Below are 16,595 nucleotides of genomic sequence, written 5' to 3'. Positions count from 1 at the left end.
ACCAAAGCGGACCTCGAGGCACAAGACAAGCGCTGGGCCGAGGCAGAGAAGTGAGGTGTCAAGAGACGTCAAGTCTTCTGGACCCTCGGTCAGTACGACGCCGTCGTCATCGGAGAGGCTCCTGACGAGAAGGCCGCAATGCGAATGGGCCTCTCAGCCCTAGACTTCGTATCCACTCAGACGATGGTGGCACTGTCTCGAGACGACGCACGCAAGCTGCTGGAATAGGACGCTCAATCGCTCCAACCCTTTCTTTCTCCCGAGCCACTGGAAGTTACGGCGGTAACCAAACAACGATAGAGCTTAAGACATAGCGAGAACCAAATCACCCAGATGTCCTTCTCTGCGAGCGAAACCTGGACCCGGGTCAAGACCCTCGCTCCCTTCCCTGACCGCCTCGCAGGCTACTACAACGACATACTCTCGCAGTACGAGTCCGCTTACAACCTCGCGCGCGAAGCAAGATCAAGGGGTTTCGACCCCACGGAGCAGGTCGAGTCGAAGACTGTCTTCGACCTCGCAGACCGCGTCAACCAGATGCTTGGCCTCAGCCAGTTCGAGGGCCTCGCGACTAGGTTGAGGGAGCTGCTCAGGTCGACGAGCAAGGAGAAGGCTGCGCTCACAATCTCGCAGGAGATCGCCCTCGGCAAGTTCGGTCCCTTAGAGAAGCACCAGGCTCTGAACTATGGCATACGGGCGGGCCTCGCGGTGATGACCGACGGCGTCACCGTCGCCCCGATCGAAGGCATCTACAACATCTCGATAAAGCGGAACGACGACAACAGCGACTACGCTTCGGTCTCATACGCCGGCCCCATGCGGTCTGCAGGGGGCACGGAGGCCGCGTTCTCTCTCGTCATAGCAGACATCACCGCCAAGAAGCTCGGCCTCTCGAACTACAATGCCAGGAGCGAGGAGATAGACAGGTTCGCGGAGGAGCTGAGAATCTACGAGAGGGAGGTCGGCAACTTCCAGTTCAAGGTGATGGACGAGGACATCAGGCTCGCAATTTCTAACCTTCCAGTCGAAATCGACGGGGTCGAGACCGACCCGATCGAGGTTGTCGTCCACAGGAACCTCAAGCGTGTGAGCACGGACAGGCTGAGAGGCGGGGCACTGAGGGTCCTGAACGACGGGATCATAGGGAGGGCGAACAAGCTGGCAAAGAAGCTGGCCAGCCTCAACATAACAGGCTGGGAGTGGCTCGCCCAGATCAAGGGCGGCACGATGCAGTCGACGAACGAGACGGAGCAGGCTGGGGCCCACTTCGAAGAGGTGATCTCTGGGAGGGCTGTGCTCTCCATGCCGCGGAGGAAGGGCGGGTTCAGGCTCAGGTACGGGAGGTCGATGAACACGGGTCTCTCCACCATCGGCATCCACCCGGCGGTCCCGGCGCTCCTGGACTACCCTGTGGTCACGGGGACGCAGGTCAAGGTCGACACACCTGGGAAGGCTGCGACAATCGCTTTCGTAGATTCAATCGAGGGCCCGACGGTCCTGCTCACTGACGGGACGGTGAAGCGCGTCTCATCGGCTAAGGAGGGGGAGGAGCTCCGTGAAAGGCTGGTCAGGATCATTGACCTGGGCGACGTCTTGATCAGCTACGGCGACTTTCTGGAGAACAACAAGAGCCTCCCGCCGTCGCCCTATGTCGCGGAGTGGTGGGCGCAGGACCTCGAGCAGGCACTGAACTCGGTCCCGGAAGCGCGCGCCAGGTTGGGCGAGGCAGGGATGCTGGAGGACTCACTGTTGCGCTTCATTTCCTCGGGCGGGGTAACCGTGCCAACTTTGGCCGAGGCTTTGATCATCTCCAAAATCCTCAGCATACCCCTGCATCCAGCTTACACGCCAAGGTTCGACAGGCTGACGGGGGCCGACCTGCTCGAGCTGAGGACGAACTGCAAGAGGGTCGGGTCTGACCTGATTGTGAACGTCACGACCCCCCACATCCAGTGGGTCCTCCAGAACGCCCTCCTCGAGCACAGGATAGACGGCGCGACGGCCGTGATGGTCGGAGACACAGCGGCCGCAGTCTCGGCCCTGCTCAACCTCGACTCGACACAGGCCCCAGAGCCGGTGGACCCGGCGGAGGTGGTGCGCCAGCTTTCAGGGATACGCCTCGGACGTCAGAGCACGTCGACTGTGGGAGTGAGGGTGGGGAGGCCTGAGAAGGCGATGACGAGGCGACTCAAGCCACCTGTCCACGCACTCTTCCCGGTGGGGCCCGCCGGCGGCCCATGGAGGAGCATCCGCGAGGCAGCGAAAGAGAGGACGGTGGACGTCGACGTCGTGAACATGATGTGCCCGGCCTGCAACGAGCGCAGGCTCTCGGCCAGGTGCGAAGTCTGTGGCGAACCCACGAGGAGGTACCTGACCTGTCCCCGCTGCGGGCTCTCCACCAACGAGCCGACGTGCCCGAACTGCAAGATCAAGACCGACACGCACTCGGACTTCCACTTCGACCTCAAAGCGAAGCTGGACAAGATCGCTACCAACCTCCCATACGACCACTTCAAGCCGGTCAAGGGCGTCAGGGGACTGACGAGCCAGTCCAAGACGCCGGAGTCGCTCGAGAAGGGCATCGTCAGGAGCAAGCACGACGTCTTCGTGTACAAGGACGGGACGCTTCGCATAGACGTCACAAACGCGCCACTGACGCACTTCCGGCCATCGGACGTTCAGACCGGCATCGAGAAACTGATTGCCCTCGGATATGAGACAGACAGGGAAGGCAAACCCCTCACCGACGATTCGCAGATTCTGGAACTGAAGCCCCAGGACATAATCATCCCGCTCGACGTCTCGGAAGACGTGCTGAGGATGGCGCAGTTCGTGGACGACGAGCTGGAGAGCCTGTACGGCCTTCCGACATACTACAATGTGCGCAAGCCCGAAGACATGATAGGGAAGACGGTCATCGGACTGGCGCCTCACACTTCGGTGGGTGTTCTCGGACGGATTGTCGGGTTCTCTCTGACCCAGGTCTGTTTCGCCAACCCCTGCTGGCACGCGGCGAAGAGGCGCGACTGCGACGGAGACGGAGACTCGCTGCTCCTACCGCTCGACGCCCTCCTGAACTTCTCAATCGAGTTCCTCCCGAACCAGATCGGGGGTCTGATGGACACGCCCCTTCTCGTCCAGCCGGTGATCATCCCGTCGGAGGTCGACGAGCAGGCGCACAACTTCGACGTGACGTCAAGGTATCCCAGGGAGTTCTACGAGAAGACGCAGGGGTCTCCTCCCGCGGCTGCGGTCGAGGGGCTGATTGAGAGGATAGGGTCGAGGCTCGAGAACGAGACGCAGTTCTACGGCTACGGGTTCACGAGCGCAACCTCTTCGCTGACCGTCAGGCGGTCCAGGGGCGCGTATTCCACCCTCCGCTCCCTCAACGAGAAGATCTCGAAGCAGATCGAGGTCGCCTCCAAGGTGGAGGCTGTGTCGACGAAGGAGGTGGTCGAGTCGATAATCAGGACGCATCTCATCAGGGACATCATGGGGAACACCAAGAAGTACGCCACCCAGGCGTTCAAGTGCAAGAAGTGCACCCGCACGATCCGGCGCCCTCCGGTCTCGTGGGTGTGCCCCTATTGCGGCGGCGAGATCAGGGAGACGCTGACCCGTGCCTCGGTGGAGAAGTATCTTTCAATCGCCCAGAGGCTGGCGCGCGAGTACGACGTCGACCCCTACCTGCGGAGCCGGCTGGACGTGGTCCAGAGGGAGCTCGACCAATTGTTCCAGGGCAAGAGGAAGGCAGACCAGCTCGAACTGACTGACTTCCTCAAGCCGACGCTATCGGAATAGGTAAGCAGGTGACTTGCCGAACGTGTACTTCACTGTCTGAAAGCCCTTCCTCATCTCCTTCACGTCCTTGACGACCTGACGCTTGTCGTCTCCAGACATCGCACGGTGCATGACCTGGGCGACCTCTACCATATCCCCTTTCTTCATGCCAAGCCTGGTCAGCTCTGCCACCCCCACCCTGATCCCACCCGGGTTGGTGTAGTGCCTGCCCGCCTGCAGGTCACCCGGTATCAGCTGCCTGTTGACTATGATGTTCTGGCTCTCCAGCAGCTTCTCCATGACGCCGCCGTCGGAGTACTTCGTGACGTCGATGGCCACTTGGTGCGACTTTGTGTATCCGTTCTTCTCGCCCAGCACCTTCTCTCCGAGCCCTGCGAGAGTCCCCGCCAGAGTCTGGGCGTTCTTGATCACGTCCCTAGCGTACGCCTTGCCGAACTCGAGGAACTCTGCGAACATCAGCGCCTTGCCCGCGACGCTGTGGAGGTGATGGTTGCTAGTCGTGCCGGGAAAGACCGCCTTCTTCAAGGAGTCGGCGAACTTCGACGAAGCAGCTATCGCGCCTCCCTGGGGACCGAAGAGCGTCTTGTGGGTGCTGAAGCTCATCACCTCCGCCCCCTCGCGCAGCGGGTCCTGGAAGGTGCCGCCGGCTATCAGGCCTGCAACGTGCGCAGCGTCGTAGCAGACCGTCGCGCCCGCCTCCTGCACCGCCCCCGCGAGCTCCCTGACTGGGTGGGGAAACAGAAAGAGGCTCCCCCCGAACATGGCTATCCTAATGGGCCTCCCGAGCTCCTTGATCCGCGCTTTCGTCTTGTCGACGTCTATGTTCATCTCATCCTTGTCGAAGGCGAAGTATTCGACCTGCAGGCCGTGGACCAGCCCTGCGCTGCCAGAGAACTCTTTCTTCCCTGTGGAGATGTGCCCCCCGTTAGGGATGGGTAGCGCCATCATCGTGTCTCCGGCGGAGCTGAGGGCGGAGTAGACCGCGAGGTTCGCGACAACCCCTGACGTCGGTCGGACGTCGACGAACTCAGCCTTGAAGAGCTTCTTGCCGAGCTCGATGGCCTTCAGCTCAATCTTGTCGATGTACGTGCATCCGGCGTAGACCCTCTCGCCGGGCCAGCCCTCGGCGTACCTGTGCCCCAGGTCTGATGAGAGCGCCTCCCTGACCCACTTCGACGCCACGTTCTCGCTTGCGATCATCGGAAGGCTGACAGAGAACCATCTCTCGTGCGCCTTGACGTCCTTCAGGACGGAGTTGAAGTCGGGCAGGTAGCGAGGCATACCCCAGAAACAGCCGACTTGTGTAATATACGTTTCATGAGGCAAAAGACGCAGCGGTACCCTTAAGAACGGTCTGGCGTCCCTCGGCATCGATGAGCAGCAAGAAGAAGAACGCGCCAATGCCTGCTTCCAGCGCAGGTCTTCTCACGTTCTTCAACGAGGCAACGGAAGGGGTGAAGATCAAGCCCGAAATCGTTCTGGTGGGATCGATAGCTCTGATCGCCGCGTCAATTGTCATCAACATATTCTTCAGATGAGACGCGCCACGCAGATGGACAATCGTCGACTGAGGCCCTCGCAGCCAGGTACAGGCACCTCTTCGTACTGCCGTCTGCCCGCATCCTGCTTGTCTACTTAGGGGCATCTTCTCTCGCACTGAGCGTTGCCGCTGTGGGGACGTCGCGGGCGCCGACCGCCTTAGTGGCGTCTTTCGTTATTGCCTCCCTCACGTCGTTCGCCATCGCAAAGGCAGCGAAGCTCGCCGACAAGACGAGCGTCACTTCGTTCAGGAGGAGCGCCGCGGCAGTCCTGGCTGGTGAGCTACTCTGGTTCGTCTTCGCTGCATTCGGCATAATCTACTCTCTCTTCCAACCGGCAGGCCGTTCGGCTGGCAACGCCTTCGTCTTCGGAGGCTTCCTCTGCGCCGGGTTCGAGTTCTTGGTCATAAACGGAGTATTCATCGAACGTTCATCGACCTCCGTGCTCCTGAGTGCCGTTCACCCGTTCGCTACCGCGGCCGCGTTGTCGCTCATCGGGGCGGCAGTCTACGGTGGACCCGCCGTCGCCCTCGGCGTCATTGCGTTCGCAATCATCGCGTCGTTCACCTTGGTACTCAAGAGAAGGAAGACGAGCCGCGGCTACAATGCAGTCAGGCTCTTTCAGGCTTTCATGAAGACATGGGCCGACGACAACGCTTCACAGTTGGAGGCGATAATAGCGGCGCATTCGTCGAAAGCCACGGTGTCTTCCAAGGTGTTCAGGTTCCAGCAGGATAGCGGAGACACGTTCATCGTCCTGCCCGGCGTCCACCCCGGCCCCTTCTATCCGGTGGGGAGCTACAACCTGCCCGGGCTTCTCTCCAGCTCGTTCGAAGGCGTGGGTCGGGTAATGACGCTTCACAGGCCTGGCGGCCACGAGAACAACATGGCGACGAACGCAGACGCCAGGAAGTACAGCGAGGCCATCAAGACTTTTGCCGCGACTGTCAGACCGGCCCCAGAAGCGGCAAAGATGCGCGGCCCGGCCGCCTCCAAGGTTGGCAAGGCCACGGCGGCGGCCAGCGCATTCGGGAAGGATCTACTCCTGACGATTTCGTTCGCCCCTTACGGCTCGGACGACTTGGAGACCGAGGCGGAGGAGAGGCTGGTTGGCATGGCATCGCGACTGGGATACAATGCCGCGGTGGTCGACGCTCACAACTCGATAGATTCTGGGAGAGAGGCTCCAGACCTCCAAGATGAGGGATGGACGGCCCTGATGAAAGGCGTGGGAGACGCGCCTGCTCGGCCGTTCAGGATTGGATACGCCCATTCCAGCGAGGTCGGCCTTGCAGCCTCGGGAGACCTCACTGCGAACGGCCTGGCCCTCATGCTGTTCGAGGTAGGCGGCATCAAGTGGGCGCTGATACTGGCAGACGCGAACAACGCGGTACCCAGCCTTCGCGAAGCCGCAGCGAAGGCGCTCGGGGTCGCAGGCTTCAGGCTGCTAGAGTTCTGCACTTCAGACAGCCACGACCTCGCGGCCCGCGGCCTCACAGTGAACCGAGGATATCACGCGCTGGGAGAGGCGACTCCGCCCGACTCGATCGTCAGCACCGCAGTCAAGCTCGCGACCATGGCAGATTCCAAGCTCTCAAGCTGCAGGTACGGCTCGGGCAACCTCACGAGCGAACTCGACGTCTTCGGCTCGAAGGCGCTGAATGAGTTCGCGGAGATGACGCAGAAGAGCTCGAGGCTCGCCAAGACATACACAGTATTCGCTGGCCTGTCTACTCTCGTCCTCTTTGCCGCAAGCCTCGTGGCATGAGAAAGGGATTTAGAGTCAGATTGGACTGACGAGTCTGGGTGAAGATGATTCAGAAGAAAGGCGTCCTCGTCGGCATAGAGGGCATAGACGCTGCAGGCAAGCGGACGCAGACCTCTCTGCTCACCGAGTGGCTGCGCGCCAAGGGGTTGACGGTGGCCACGATTTCGTTTCCAGACTACTCCACTACCATCGGCAATGAGATACACGATTTCCTGCACGGGAAGAAGACGTACCCGGCCGAGGTGAGACACATGCTCTTCGCTGCCAACCGCTGGGAGGACAAGGCAAAGGTCGAGGCACTGCTGACCAGTTCCGACGTCTCCATAGTCAACCGCTACACCGAGTCCAACCTGGCCTACGGGATTGCCAACGGCCTCAACCTCGACTGGCTCTCCAACCTCGAGGTCGGACTCCCGAAGACAGATGCAGTCCTCGTCCTAGATGCGCTCCCCTCGGTTTTGTACAACAGGAGGGCTTCCACCAAGGACAGGTATGAGAGGGATGCGAAGATTCAGGAGAGGGCGAGGGAAGCGTATAAGGAACTCGCGCTCAGGTTCGGCTGGAAATTGATAGACGCTTCTGGCAGCATCCAAGACACCCACCGTTCGGTGACAGCCGCAGTGATCGGACTCATTCAATCAGGCGACGCGGCCAAGGTCAAGGGTAAGGCGGCGCAATGACGCTCAAACCAGTGGCAGAGATCAGGGATCCTGTCCACGGCTACATCAAGATAACAGACGTCGAGCGGGAGATGATCGACTCCCCCTTCCTTCAGCGGCTGAGGAGAATCCACCAGCTCGCCGGCGCATACCTCGTCTATCCCGGCGCCGTCCACACCCGCTTCGAGCACGTAGTCGGCGCGATGCACGTCGCAGGAGGGATAGCCGAATCGCTGTCTCGGCACACAGACATCAGTGCGGAGCAGGTTCAAGAAGCGAGGCTCGCCGCCCTGCTCCACGACGTAGGCCACGGCCCGTTCTCCCACATGTACGAGGAGGTGCTGGCAGACAAGGCGACGATCACGCACGAGGACATCTCGCAGAGGGTGGTGAGGGAGACCTCGATCAAGGACATCCTGAACAAGCACGGTTTCTCGCCCAGGAAGATGTCTGCCTACGCCGTGGGTAAGCACGCTTCCAAGCCTCCCTTCATGAACGAGATAGTGGCCGGAGGCCTCAGCGCAGACATCATGGATTACGTCCTGCGCGACTCCTACTTCACCGGCGTCGAGTACGGCAAGGTGGACGTACAGAGGGTGATTGACTCGCTCCGAGTCGCCGACAAGCACCTCGCGCTTGACGACGCCGCCCTCTACGCTTTCGAGGCGCTCATCTTGGCCAGATATGAGATGTTCAAGGCGGTCTACTTCCACAGGACGGTCAGGGCGGCAGAGCTGATGCTAGTACAATCGATGAAGCTCGCCGACGACGCCCTCCAGTTGACGAACCTCACCGACATCGATAGGTACCTCGAGATGACGGACGAGGTCGTGTTGCACGATTTGGCCACGCTCGACGCGACAGACTCGGAGCTGAAGGAAGCGAAGCGCCTCGCGAACGACTTCAGGAACAGGCGCCTGGTCAAGTGCGTCTTCGAGCGCCTCGTGCAGAGGAAGGACAGGGTGGTGGAGGAGCTGTTCGGGAAGAGCAGGATGAGAGATCAGGTCGTCTTGGACCTGGCGGAGAGAGCGGGAGTCGACAAGATGCACATCTACTTCGACGTGTCGACGACGCCTTCGGTCCCCTACTCGTCGTCCAGGGAGGCGCTCTCATCGATCAAGCTGATCTCTGGCCAGGGGAAGAAAGCGCAGCACCGCACGGTCAGGTTGAGCGAGCTTCAGCTCGTCGGCGCAATAGCCGGCTTCATGGACATACTGAGGATCTACACGAAGCAGGAGGACAGGTCAGCCGTCGAGAAGGCCACCCGGCAGCTCTTCTCGGACGAAGGCTACATGACGAAGATCTCCGTCTGAGCGAATGGGGCTAAAATACCAAAGCCGCATCTCTCCGCTTGGACGTAGACGCGTTCTTCGCCTACGACTCGTTCCGCCCCGGTCAAAGGGAGCTTGCGTTGTGGGTCTACAAGCGGTGCCTGGACGGCGGCGTCACCCTCGCCGAGGCGATGAGCGGCTTCGGCAAGACCGCGGCCGTGCTCTGCGGCACCGTGGCGGCGGCTGAGGAGACAGGCTGCAGGGTCGTCTACGCGTGCAGGACCAAGCGCCAGATCCACAGGGTGGTGGAGGAGCTGTCCCGCCTCCAGAAGAAGCGCCCCCTCCGAGCGGCTTCGCTGTCCTCCAAGTTCGACTACTGCCTCCTGAAGAAGAGGGCATCGCGCTCGGTTCCCCAGGAGGCGTTCGGATGGTACTGCGGTTTCAACGTGAGCAACAACCTCTGCTCCTACTTCCTCAACGTCGCTCTGCTCGGTGCCGAGCTCGACCGGGCCGTGGAGAGCGTGGCGAACAGCATCCCGCCACACCCCGAGCTGCTGCGCAGGTCCGAGTCTATCCACGTCTGTCCCTATGAGCTGGTGAGGCTGGCCGCCGCGGAGGCGGAGGTCGTGGTGGTGCCATACCAGTACGTCCTGGACCCCCGCTCCAAACCCGTCTTGTTCGACAAGAACGCTATCGAGCCCTCTGACTCGATACTCGTAGTCGACGAGGCGCACAACATCAGGGACTTCATGAGGGGGATACACTCGGCCAAGATCACGCTGGCCGAGATGGAGGCTGCCATCAACGAAGCCGAGGCCCTGCTGATGGACGAGGCCGCCTCTTCGCTGCGGATTCTCAAGCAGGAGGTCGAGGCTACGATGGGAAGGGCTGCTGGATGGTACATCGACAGGGGTTCCCTCCTCAGAAGGATAGCCGAGGAGCGGGGCGGAGTCTGGCTGCAGAACCTGACATTCGCTCTGAACTCTTGCTCAACGGCGGCATGGAGGTCCATTACCTACGAGGCGAGACTGCCTTCCGCGGTCCTGAAGGTGGGCGACTTCCTCCTGACGCTCACTTCGTCAGAGAGCGGCGTACTCGCCAAGTGGGACAGCACGCTCGGGCTGATTGAGCCGAACCCGGTGAAGCTGCTCCCAGACTTCCTAGGAGGGTTCAGGAGCTCTGTGCTCGTGTCAGCGACTGTCAACCCCTCCTCCGTGTTCCTCCGCTCTCTGGGCCTTGACTCGAGTAGTCCCGAGGTCTACGAGACGCAGGCGGAGTCGTTCGTGACAGTGCTGACTCTAATCGACACAGGAGTCACCACGCGATACAGGCTCCGCGGCCCCCAGATGTTCTCCAAGATAGCCGCCAAAATCACCTCCGTCATCGAGGTGGTGGAGAACGGGGCCTGCGTGTTCGTACCTTCCTACGCGCTCCTGGACCCGATAGCCGAGTTGGCGTCGAAGAGGTTGCCGGAGAGGCACACGGTCAAGGAGTTCAGGGGAATGTCGAACCAGGACGCAGCCGACGCGGTAGACTCGCTGGCTTCGCAGAAGGGCTCGGTCCTATTCGCAGTCCAGGGCGGGCGCTTCTCGGAGGGCGAGGACTTCAGGGGAGACCTGATAGACGCGGTCTTCGTCGTCGGGCTCTCGCTCCCTCCTCCCTCCCCGATGCTCTACGCCGAATACGCCTGCCTGAGGGAGGCAGGGGAACCCGACTCATTCCTGATGCTCTCCAGGTTGCCTGCCCTGAGAAAGGCCTTCCAGGCCGCAGGCCGCCACATCAGGGACCCTGGCAAACGCGGCCTCGTCGTCCTTCTCGACGACCGCTTCGACGCGAAGGTTGTCAGAGAGCTGATGCCTTCATGGCTGCGCAGCGACGTCAGGAGCGGCGACTTCGCGCCCCAGGAGGTCCAAGCAATCGTCAGGGACTTCTGGAGGTCCGGTCGTCGTACCTGAACGGCGAGCCCTTGCGAAACGCTATCTTCGCAGCCGAGCCCTGGTCCTTCTGCAGACCCTTCACTCGCAACTTCCTCGACGTCCCCGATTCGTCCACCAACTCCACGACGGTCTTCGGGAGCCTAGTCGAAAGGTTCTCCGCGAGCCATGCCGCCATACCCGGGTCGCCGTCGCCGATCCGTACGAAGGATCTTCTGGCGGAGACTCCTTCCACCAACTTGATCACTCCATTGCAGGCATAGACCTTGGAGTTGAATGTCTGAGAGGCGATACGCGCGTCGCCGAGGAAGGCGGCCATCCCAATCCTCGAACCCGGGTCGAGCCCGACCAGCAAAGTCTTGTCTCCCTCCGAGAGCCGGGCGAGTATCTGGCCCCTGGTGACGTCGAGGTTCTCGTCAAGGTCTTCCAAGGCCATCGTGGGTGTTCGGAACAGCCCCGCCTCGGCCCTCGTCGTGAGCACCAGCTCGCATTCGTCGCTCCTGTCCCCGGGCACGAGGCTCAGGAACGGCAGACCCGCGCCTCTCAGCTTCGAAACTATGGCGTAGTATGCCCTACCGTCGGCAGTCATCACGCAGATTCGGCTCATTTATCTTACGGCTCGTCACGAGACCCAACAGCCACTAATGAGCTTTAGCAGCCAAAAGGCAGCGCTCCTCCTCGACCCACTCGTGGGCAAGACGGCCGTCTTCCTGCTGGAGGACAGGGGTTCCAACTTGAATCTCGCCAGCGCCATTCTTCCTTCTCTAGCCGAGGGCAAGGAGGGGTGCAGCATCCTCGACCTCGACGCCCTCTACTCTTCCAACATCGACGTCGTGGGGGCGCGCGTTTCCTCCGGCCGCTTGGGGCGCATCGAGCTCCGAGTCCCGGAAGCGGGTTCGAACATCGAGCGGACGCTGGCGGACATATTCCTCGACGCTTCCAGCAGGCCTTTGATCATAGACAGCACCAACACCCTCTACCAGTTACTAGCGTCACAGAACCCAAGACCGTCCAGCAGGAAGTTCGCATTCCTCGCGGCCGCGATGTCGAGCTGGGCTCGGGCGAACGCGAGGATGGTCCTGTCCAGCACGTATGAGCGCCGGACGGCGACGCGCAAGAAGACGGCCAGGTCGCTTTACGAGATGTTCGACATTGTAATCTCGGTCTCCCGCAAAGCCGACGGCCTTGCTATGCGGTGCGAGCGGGGTAACGCCTGGCGCGATAGGGACTTCTTCCTACCGTTCTCGGTTTGATGGACATCCATCTATGACATCCTCCAAACGCTTCCTGCATCAACGACAGGCACCGGTCCTTGCGGACCTGCAACTTCCTGCCTCAGACAGGCGTTTAGCGTCTCCGGCGAACTACCGGCGACGGTGGGGTGGTCGTACCACCACTCCAGGTTCTTCGCTGCATTCAGGTCGCGGTCGATGACAAGGCCGCACCTCTCGCACTCGTAGATGCGCTCAGACAGAGGCATCTCCTCCTTGACTCTGTGGCATCTGGAGCACATCTTGGTGGACGGGAAGTTCCTTGGTGCTACCACCAGCCTGCTCCCGTACCATCGAGCCTTGTACTCCAGCTGCCTCCGCATCTCCCCTGGCGCTCCGTCTAGGATGGCCTTCGCGAGGCTGTGTCTCTTGGTCATGTTCTGGACAGCCAGGTCCTCGACCACGACGACAGACTTGGTTCTCGTCAGCATCGTGGTCAGCTTGTGCAGTCCGTCTTTGCGGGCGTCTGATATCCTCATGTGGAGCCTCTGGAGCCTTAACTTGGCCTTCCAGCGGTTCGCGCTCCCCTTCTGCTTCCTGCTTAGGCTCCTCTGGAGACGCTCCAGCCTGCGCTCTGTCCGTCCGAGTGGATGGCCATTCTCGATAATCGTGCCGTCGGAGAGTGCGGTCAGGTGCTTGATGCCGAAGTCCACGCCGACTACGGGGCCGCAGTTCTCAGGAACCTTGATCCTCTTCCTCACACCGATTGATATGAACCAGCGCCCTGCTCTGCTGGAGACGGTGGCAGATTGGACGCGGTGGCCAACAGGAAGGTATCCGCACTCCTTCAATCGGACTTCGCCGAACGTCGGCAACTGGATAGAATCTTTCTTGATGTGAATCGCACCCGTCAGTGTGAACGACTGGACATCGTCGTGTTTGCTCTTGAACCTGGGCCACCCGAAGTGGTCTGGCCTCTTCAGGAAGTTGTGGAACGCGTTGCCCAAGTCGCGGAGAGCCTCTTGGGGCGCGCACTTCGACACCTCGTACATCCAGGCCCAGTCCCTCCGTTTTCTTTCATTCAAGAGCCTATGCTGATCGATGGGTGATTCGTACCTGATGGGCAGGTGCGGCAGCTGGTTGAAGAGCCGGACGTTGTTATTCCTCTCGAGCCCCCAGTTGTAGGCCGTCCTCGCTGCGCCGCGTGCCTTCTTGAACCCAATGACTTGGTTCTTGTTCGGTTTGAGCTCGGTCCTATAACCTCGATTGACCTGCAACCACGCCTTTCCTGAGCAGAGAGAGGCGTGCGGGATTAAAGCGCCACCATTATCATCGTCACACTCAATCAGTCAGCCGTACCAACTGCGGGTCCTTGTGATTCGAGACATGGACGTGCAGAATCAAGCACGCCGGTGGGAGTCAGGTAGCGGCTGAGGATAGACGAGAATCGTCCCTGTCGGCATCCGCTTGCCGGGCATTGGTAAGGTGAAATTCAGGCGAGGAACCATCGGTGAGCCGCCGTATAGTCAGATTCCGCCTCGCGGGCCCAACCGACCGACTTCGCGACTACGTCTAGGCATACATGGTATCAATTGTTGCTACTGTTCCCTACCCCTTGAGAATGGATAGGTAGATTCCCATGAAGATCGAGGTCGCAATGAGGAGGAGCGCGAACCCAAGATAGAGGTTGACCATCCTAGACTTCGTCGTCTGCCTGCCGCTGATGTACGCGATGTAGATTCCGGCACCGCCGAGCAGTATGACGAACGAGTCGATGAGGGCTTCTGGGATGGTCTGGGCTCCGGGTCCGCGCAGGATTATCTGGGCTTGGTTCGGAACGGGGAAGAAGGCAGCGTCAATGAAGCCTGCCATCAGGGCGACTATGACCACGACGTAAAGGAGCCGGGCAAGCCCGCCACGGTTGGTAATCGTCCCGAAGCTCCTCGCGAGGACGTTCCTTGCCGCGCCTACCGTTCTGCTGTACCCCTTCTCGAGAACCTCCCTTATCACTAGATGCTCACTTGTACCCGCTGTTTCCTGTGCCCACTGCCCCGTTCTGAGGTTACGTTTAAGATTTGAAGCCGAGCGCCGGGTTCCAGCCGACTATGGTCGATTCTGCGCCCTGGCTTCCGAGAGCATCATCCCCGCGACCTCGGCCGCCCACTCTCCCGTCTCCACATTCTTGACGACCGCTTCCAAGTAATCCGCCCAGCTCATGGACCCATACGCTTCGCTCCAGCTACTGTAAGCCGACTCCACCCTCGCCTTGGCATCGCCATGATACCGGCAGAAATCGTCCGCCGCCTGCCTCTCGCACAGTCTACACGCCACGTTTCTTACCTGCCTTCGACGGACAGTTGGGGTTGACGCAGAGCCTCCAAGGCGCCCTGCCGGCTATGACATAGACGACTGGCCAGGAACAGTGCTGGCACGATTTCTGCGTGACCTTGACCGTGCCCCTCTGGGGAAGGGGCGCCGACGCCCTGCAGCCGGATGGGTAGTTGGTACACCCGACGAACCGCTTCCCCGTCTTCTTCGAACGAATTATTCTCAGCTTCCCCGTCTTGCAGACAGGGCAGGCGCCGATGACGTACCTGTCGGCGACGGAGGCAGACACAGCGAAGTCGATTTCTCGGCCTACCTGCTCTTCGTTCTGGTTCAGCATAATCAGCTGGTTGGAGATGGACCTCACCGTCTCCCTGACGAGTTCCTTCTGGCTCTCGGTTCCCTCCTCGATCTTCTCCAGCCTCTCCTCCACAGACCTCGTCAGTCCCGTAGAGATTATCTCTGGGGCGTAGAGTTTCATCGTCTCGACCACGGAGAACCCGAGCTCGCTGGCGGTCAGGCTCTCGCCCGCCATGTATCCCCTGTCGACGAGCGTCGCAATCATGTCTGCCCGCGTCGCCTTGGTCCCGATGCCTTCCAGCTCCATCTTCTCGAGCAGGCTGCTCTGGTTGTACCTCGGCGGCTTCGACTCGAACTTCTCCTCTACGTCGACAGCGAGCACCCTGAGCCTGTCCCCCTCGCTGATCCGCGGTATGTCCACGTCAGCGCTCTTGCTGTACGGCGCGTAGTACTCCAGCCAGCCCTGATAGACGGTCCTCCTTCCTCCTAGCTTGAACAAGTGTCCGTTCAGAGAGACGTCGACCGACACGTTCTCCCTCTTGGCTGGGGGCGCAAAGGTGGAGAGGAATCTCTTCACCACGAGGTCGTAGAGGCGCGCCTCTTGAGCTCCGAGAGGTCTTCTTGGCTTTTCTCCTGTGGGGTGGATTGCGGGATGCGCTGGGTCGTCCTTCACTCCTTGGGCTGGCCTGAGGCTTCCTGCCAAAAGCCTCTCCGCATGCATCGAGTACTCCTTCGACGAGGCCAAGCCGCGCATGATCTTCCTGCAGTCGATGGAAGGCGGCAGCCTCTGGCTGCTCGTTCTAGGATAGGAAATCAGGACGTCGAGGTAGAGACGTTCCGCAATCTGCATGGTGCGGCTCGGCGAGTAGCCGAAGGCACGATACGCCTCTTTCTGGAGGTCGCCTATGTTGAATGGCGCCGGCGGCATGACCTCCGAGACGCTCTTCACAACACTGCTGACTGTGCCCTCTCGTCCGGAACACTCGGCCTTCACCTTCTCCGCGTCTGTCTTCCTGCCAAGCCTGTCCTTCGAGTAAGCGGCCAAGAGGCGCTCTCCGTCTTTCTCAAAGATGCCTCTGACTGTCCAGTATGGCCGAGGCACGAAAGAGCGAATCTCGCCCTCACGCTCGACGACGAAGCCGAGTGTTGGCCCCTGCACCCGCCCGACGCTGACCGTCCTGTACCTGTGGCCGGAACCAACAGCCGACTGCGAGAGCGCCCGCGAGAGGTTCACGCCCCACACGAAGTCGACAAGGTGCCTCGTCCTGCCAGCGTCGGCCATCCCATGCGACGGCGGGACCTCGGCCGCGCGGAATGCCTCCAACAGCTCGTCCTTTGTCAGGGTGGAGAACTTGGCTCTTCTGGCCTCTGACTCCTTCCCCCCGCACGCGTATCGGAGGATGTTGAATCCGATTGTTTCGCCTTCGACGTCGTAGTCGCACGCGTTCACGAACTTCGTGGCACCGCCGGCGAGCTTCTTGATTGAAGCAATCCTGCGCGCCGCACCCATGGCTTCCTTCTCCACCAGGCCGTAGTCGTACCACTCGACATCGAAGACTGGGTAGACCGACCGTTCGGCGAACGGGTCGGAGACGGCGTAGACGTGGCCTTGCGCCGCACATACAACGAGCTCCTCCGCGCCCCTGCGAAACCTGAAGGTCTGAACTCCTTCGATCATGGCGCTCGACGGCGCGCCGTCGGAGAGTGCATCCGCGACCCTCCTGGCCGCGTCCGGCTTCTCGCAGACCACAAGCGTGTAGCCGCTGCTCACGTCGTCCGCCACGACCC

The 16,595-nt window shown here is 60.9% G+C and carries 13 protein-coding genes; 7 read left to right on the top strand and 6 right to left on the bottom strand.

Going from position 1 to position 16,595, the window contains the following annotated elements; all coding sequences use genetic code 11:
- The first annotated feature begins 333 nt into the window (after positions 1 to 333).
- The gene (locus LYZ69_07515) at positions 334 to 3,801 is read left to right on the top strand and encodes a DNA polymerase II large subunit (protein MDV3278298.1); all 3,468 of its coding nucleotides are present in this window, start codon (positions 334 to 336) and stop codon (positions 3,799 to 3,801) included.
- Here the strand turns inward: LYZ69_07515 and LYZ69_07510 are convergent.
- A complete protein-coding gene (locus LYZ69_07510) occupies positions 3,790 to 5,082 on the bottom strand; it encodes a serine hydroxymethyltransferase (protein ID MDV3278297.1) in 1,293 nt (430 codons plus the stop codon). The genes LYZ69_07515 and LYZ69_07510 overlap by 12 nt on opposite strands.
- 92 nt (positions 5,083 to 5,174) lie before the next feature.
- Between LYZ69_07510 and LYZ69_07505 the strand changes: the two genes are divergently transcribed.
- From LYZ69_07505 to LYZ69_07485, 5 genes are read left to right on the top strand one after another with little or no spacing between them, the layout of a single operon-like run.
- Positions 5,175 to 5,339, top strand: coding sequence for a preprotein translocase subunit Sec61beta (locus LYZ69_07505; GenBank protein ID MDV3278296.1), 165 nt, complete (start codon positions 5,175 to 5,177; stop codon positions 5,337 to 5,339).
- Positions 5,314 to 7,107, top strand: a complete 1,794-nt coding sequence (locus LYZ69_07500) for a DUF2070 family protein (protein ID MDV3278295.1) — start codon at positions 5,314 to 5,316, stop codon at positions 7,105 to 7,107. Before LYZ69_07505 ends, LYZ69_07500 begins: the two co-directional genes overlap by 26 nt.
- A gap of 44 nt (positions 7,108 to 7,151) precedes the next feature.
- Positions 7,152 to 7,787 (top strand): dTMP kinase, encoded by a 636-nt coding sequence (tmk, locus tag LYZ69_07495; protein MDV3278294.1) that lies wholly within the window; start codon positions 7,152 to 7,154, stop codon positions 7,785 to 7,787.
- Positions 7,784 to 9,079, top strand: a complete 1,296-nt coding sequence (locus tag LYZ69_07490) for an HD domain-containing protein (GenBank protein MDV3278293.1) — start codon at positions 7,784 to 7,786, stop codon at positions 9,077 to 9,079. The genes tmk and LYZ69_07490 overlap by 4 nt, the downstream gene beginning before the upstream one ends.
- 38 nt (positions 9,080 to 9,117) lie before the next feature.
- Complete coding sequence (locus tag LYZ69_07485; GenBank protein ID MDV3278292.1) at positions 9,118 to 10,992, top strand: ATP-dependent DNA helicase; 1,875 nt, start codon at positions 9,118 to 9,120, stop codon at positions 10,990 to 10,992.
- Here LYZ69_07485 and LYZ69_07480 read toward each other — a convergent pair.
- Positions 10,958 to 11,578: a hypothetical protein gene (locus LYZ69_07480; GenBank protein ID MDV3278291.1), complete on the bottom strand. Its 621-nt coding sequence runs from the start codon at positions 11,576 to 11,578 to the stop codon at positions 10,958 to 10,960. The genes LYZ69_07485 and LYZ69_07480 overlap by 35 nt on opposite strands.
- A 37-nt stretch (positions 11,579 to 11,615) precedes the next feature.
- Between LYZ69_07480 and LYZ69_07475 the strand changes: the two genes are divergently transcribed.
- Positions 11,616 to 12,224, top strand: a complete 609-nt coding sequence (locus tag LYZ69_07475; GenBank protein ID MDV3278290.1) for a hypothetical protein — start codon at positions 11,616 to 11,618, stop codon at positions 12,222 to 12,224.
- Positions 12,225 to 12,235: 11 nt separating this feature from the next.
- On the opposite strand, the gene LYZ69_07470 is transcribed toward LYZ69_07475, so the two are convergent.
- The 4 genes from LYZ69_07470 to topA all read right to left on the bottom strand — a co-directional run bounded on the left by LYZ69_07470 (position 12,236) and on the right by topA (position 16,590).
- Complete coding sequence (locus tag LYZ69_07470; GenBank protein ID MDV3278289.1) at positions 12,236 to 13,459, bottom strand: transposase; 1,224 nt, start codon at positions 13,457 to 13,459, stop codon at positions 12,236 to 12,238.
- 331 nt (positions 13,460 to 13,790) lie between these two features.
- Positions 13,791 to 14,192, bottom strand: a complete 402-nt coding sequence (locus LYZ69_07465; GenBank protein MDV3278288.1) for a hypothetical protein — start codon at positions 14,190 to 14,192, stop codon at positions 13,791 to 13,793.
- A 93-nt stretch (positions 14,193 to 14,285) separates the two neighbouring features.
- Positions 14,286 to 14,513 carry a hypothetical protein gene (locus LYZ69_07460; protein MDV3278287.1) on the bottom strand — a complete coding sequence of 76 codons (228 nt, stop codon included), beginning with the start codon at positions 14,511 to 14,513 and terminating at the stop codon, positions 14,286 to 14,288.
- The gene (gene topA / locus LYZ69_07455; GenBank protein ID MDV3278286.1) at positions 14,503 to 16,590 is read right to left on the bottom strand and encodes a DNA topoisomerase I; all 2,088 of its coding nucleotides are present in this window, start codon (positions 16,588 to 16,590) and stop codon (positions 14,503 to 14,505) included. Before topA ends, LYZ69_07460 begins: the two co-directional genes overlap by 11 nt.
- Between the last annotated feature and the right edge of the window lie 5 nt (positions 16,591 to 16,595).

It is taken from the genome of Nitrososphaerales archaeon (genome assembly GCA_032906765.1).
Lineage (GTDB): Archaea > Thermoproteota > Nitrososphaeria > Nitrososphaerales > Gagatemarchaeaceae > DASPPF01.
The sequence above is the reverse complement of the archived record's forward strand: the minus strand, read 5'-3'. Positions and strand labels throughout refer to the sequence as shown.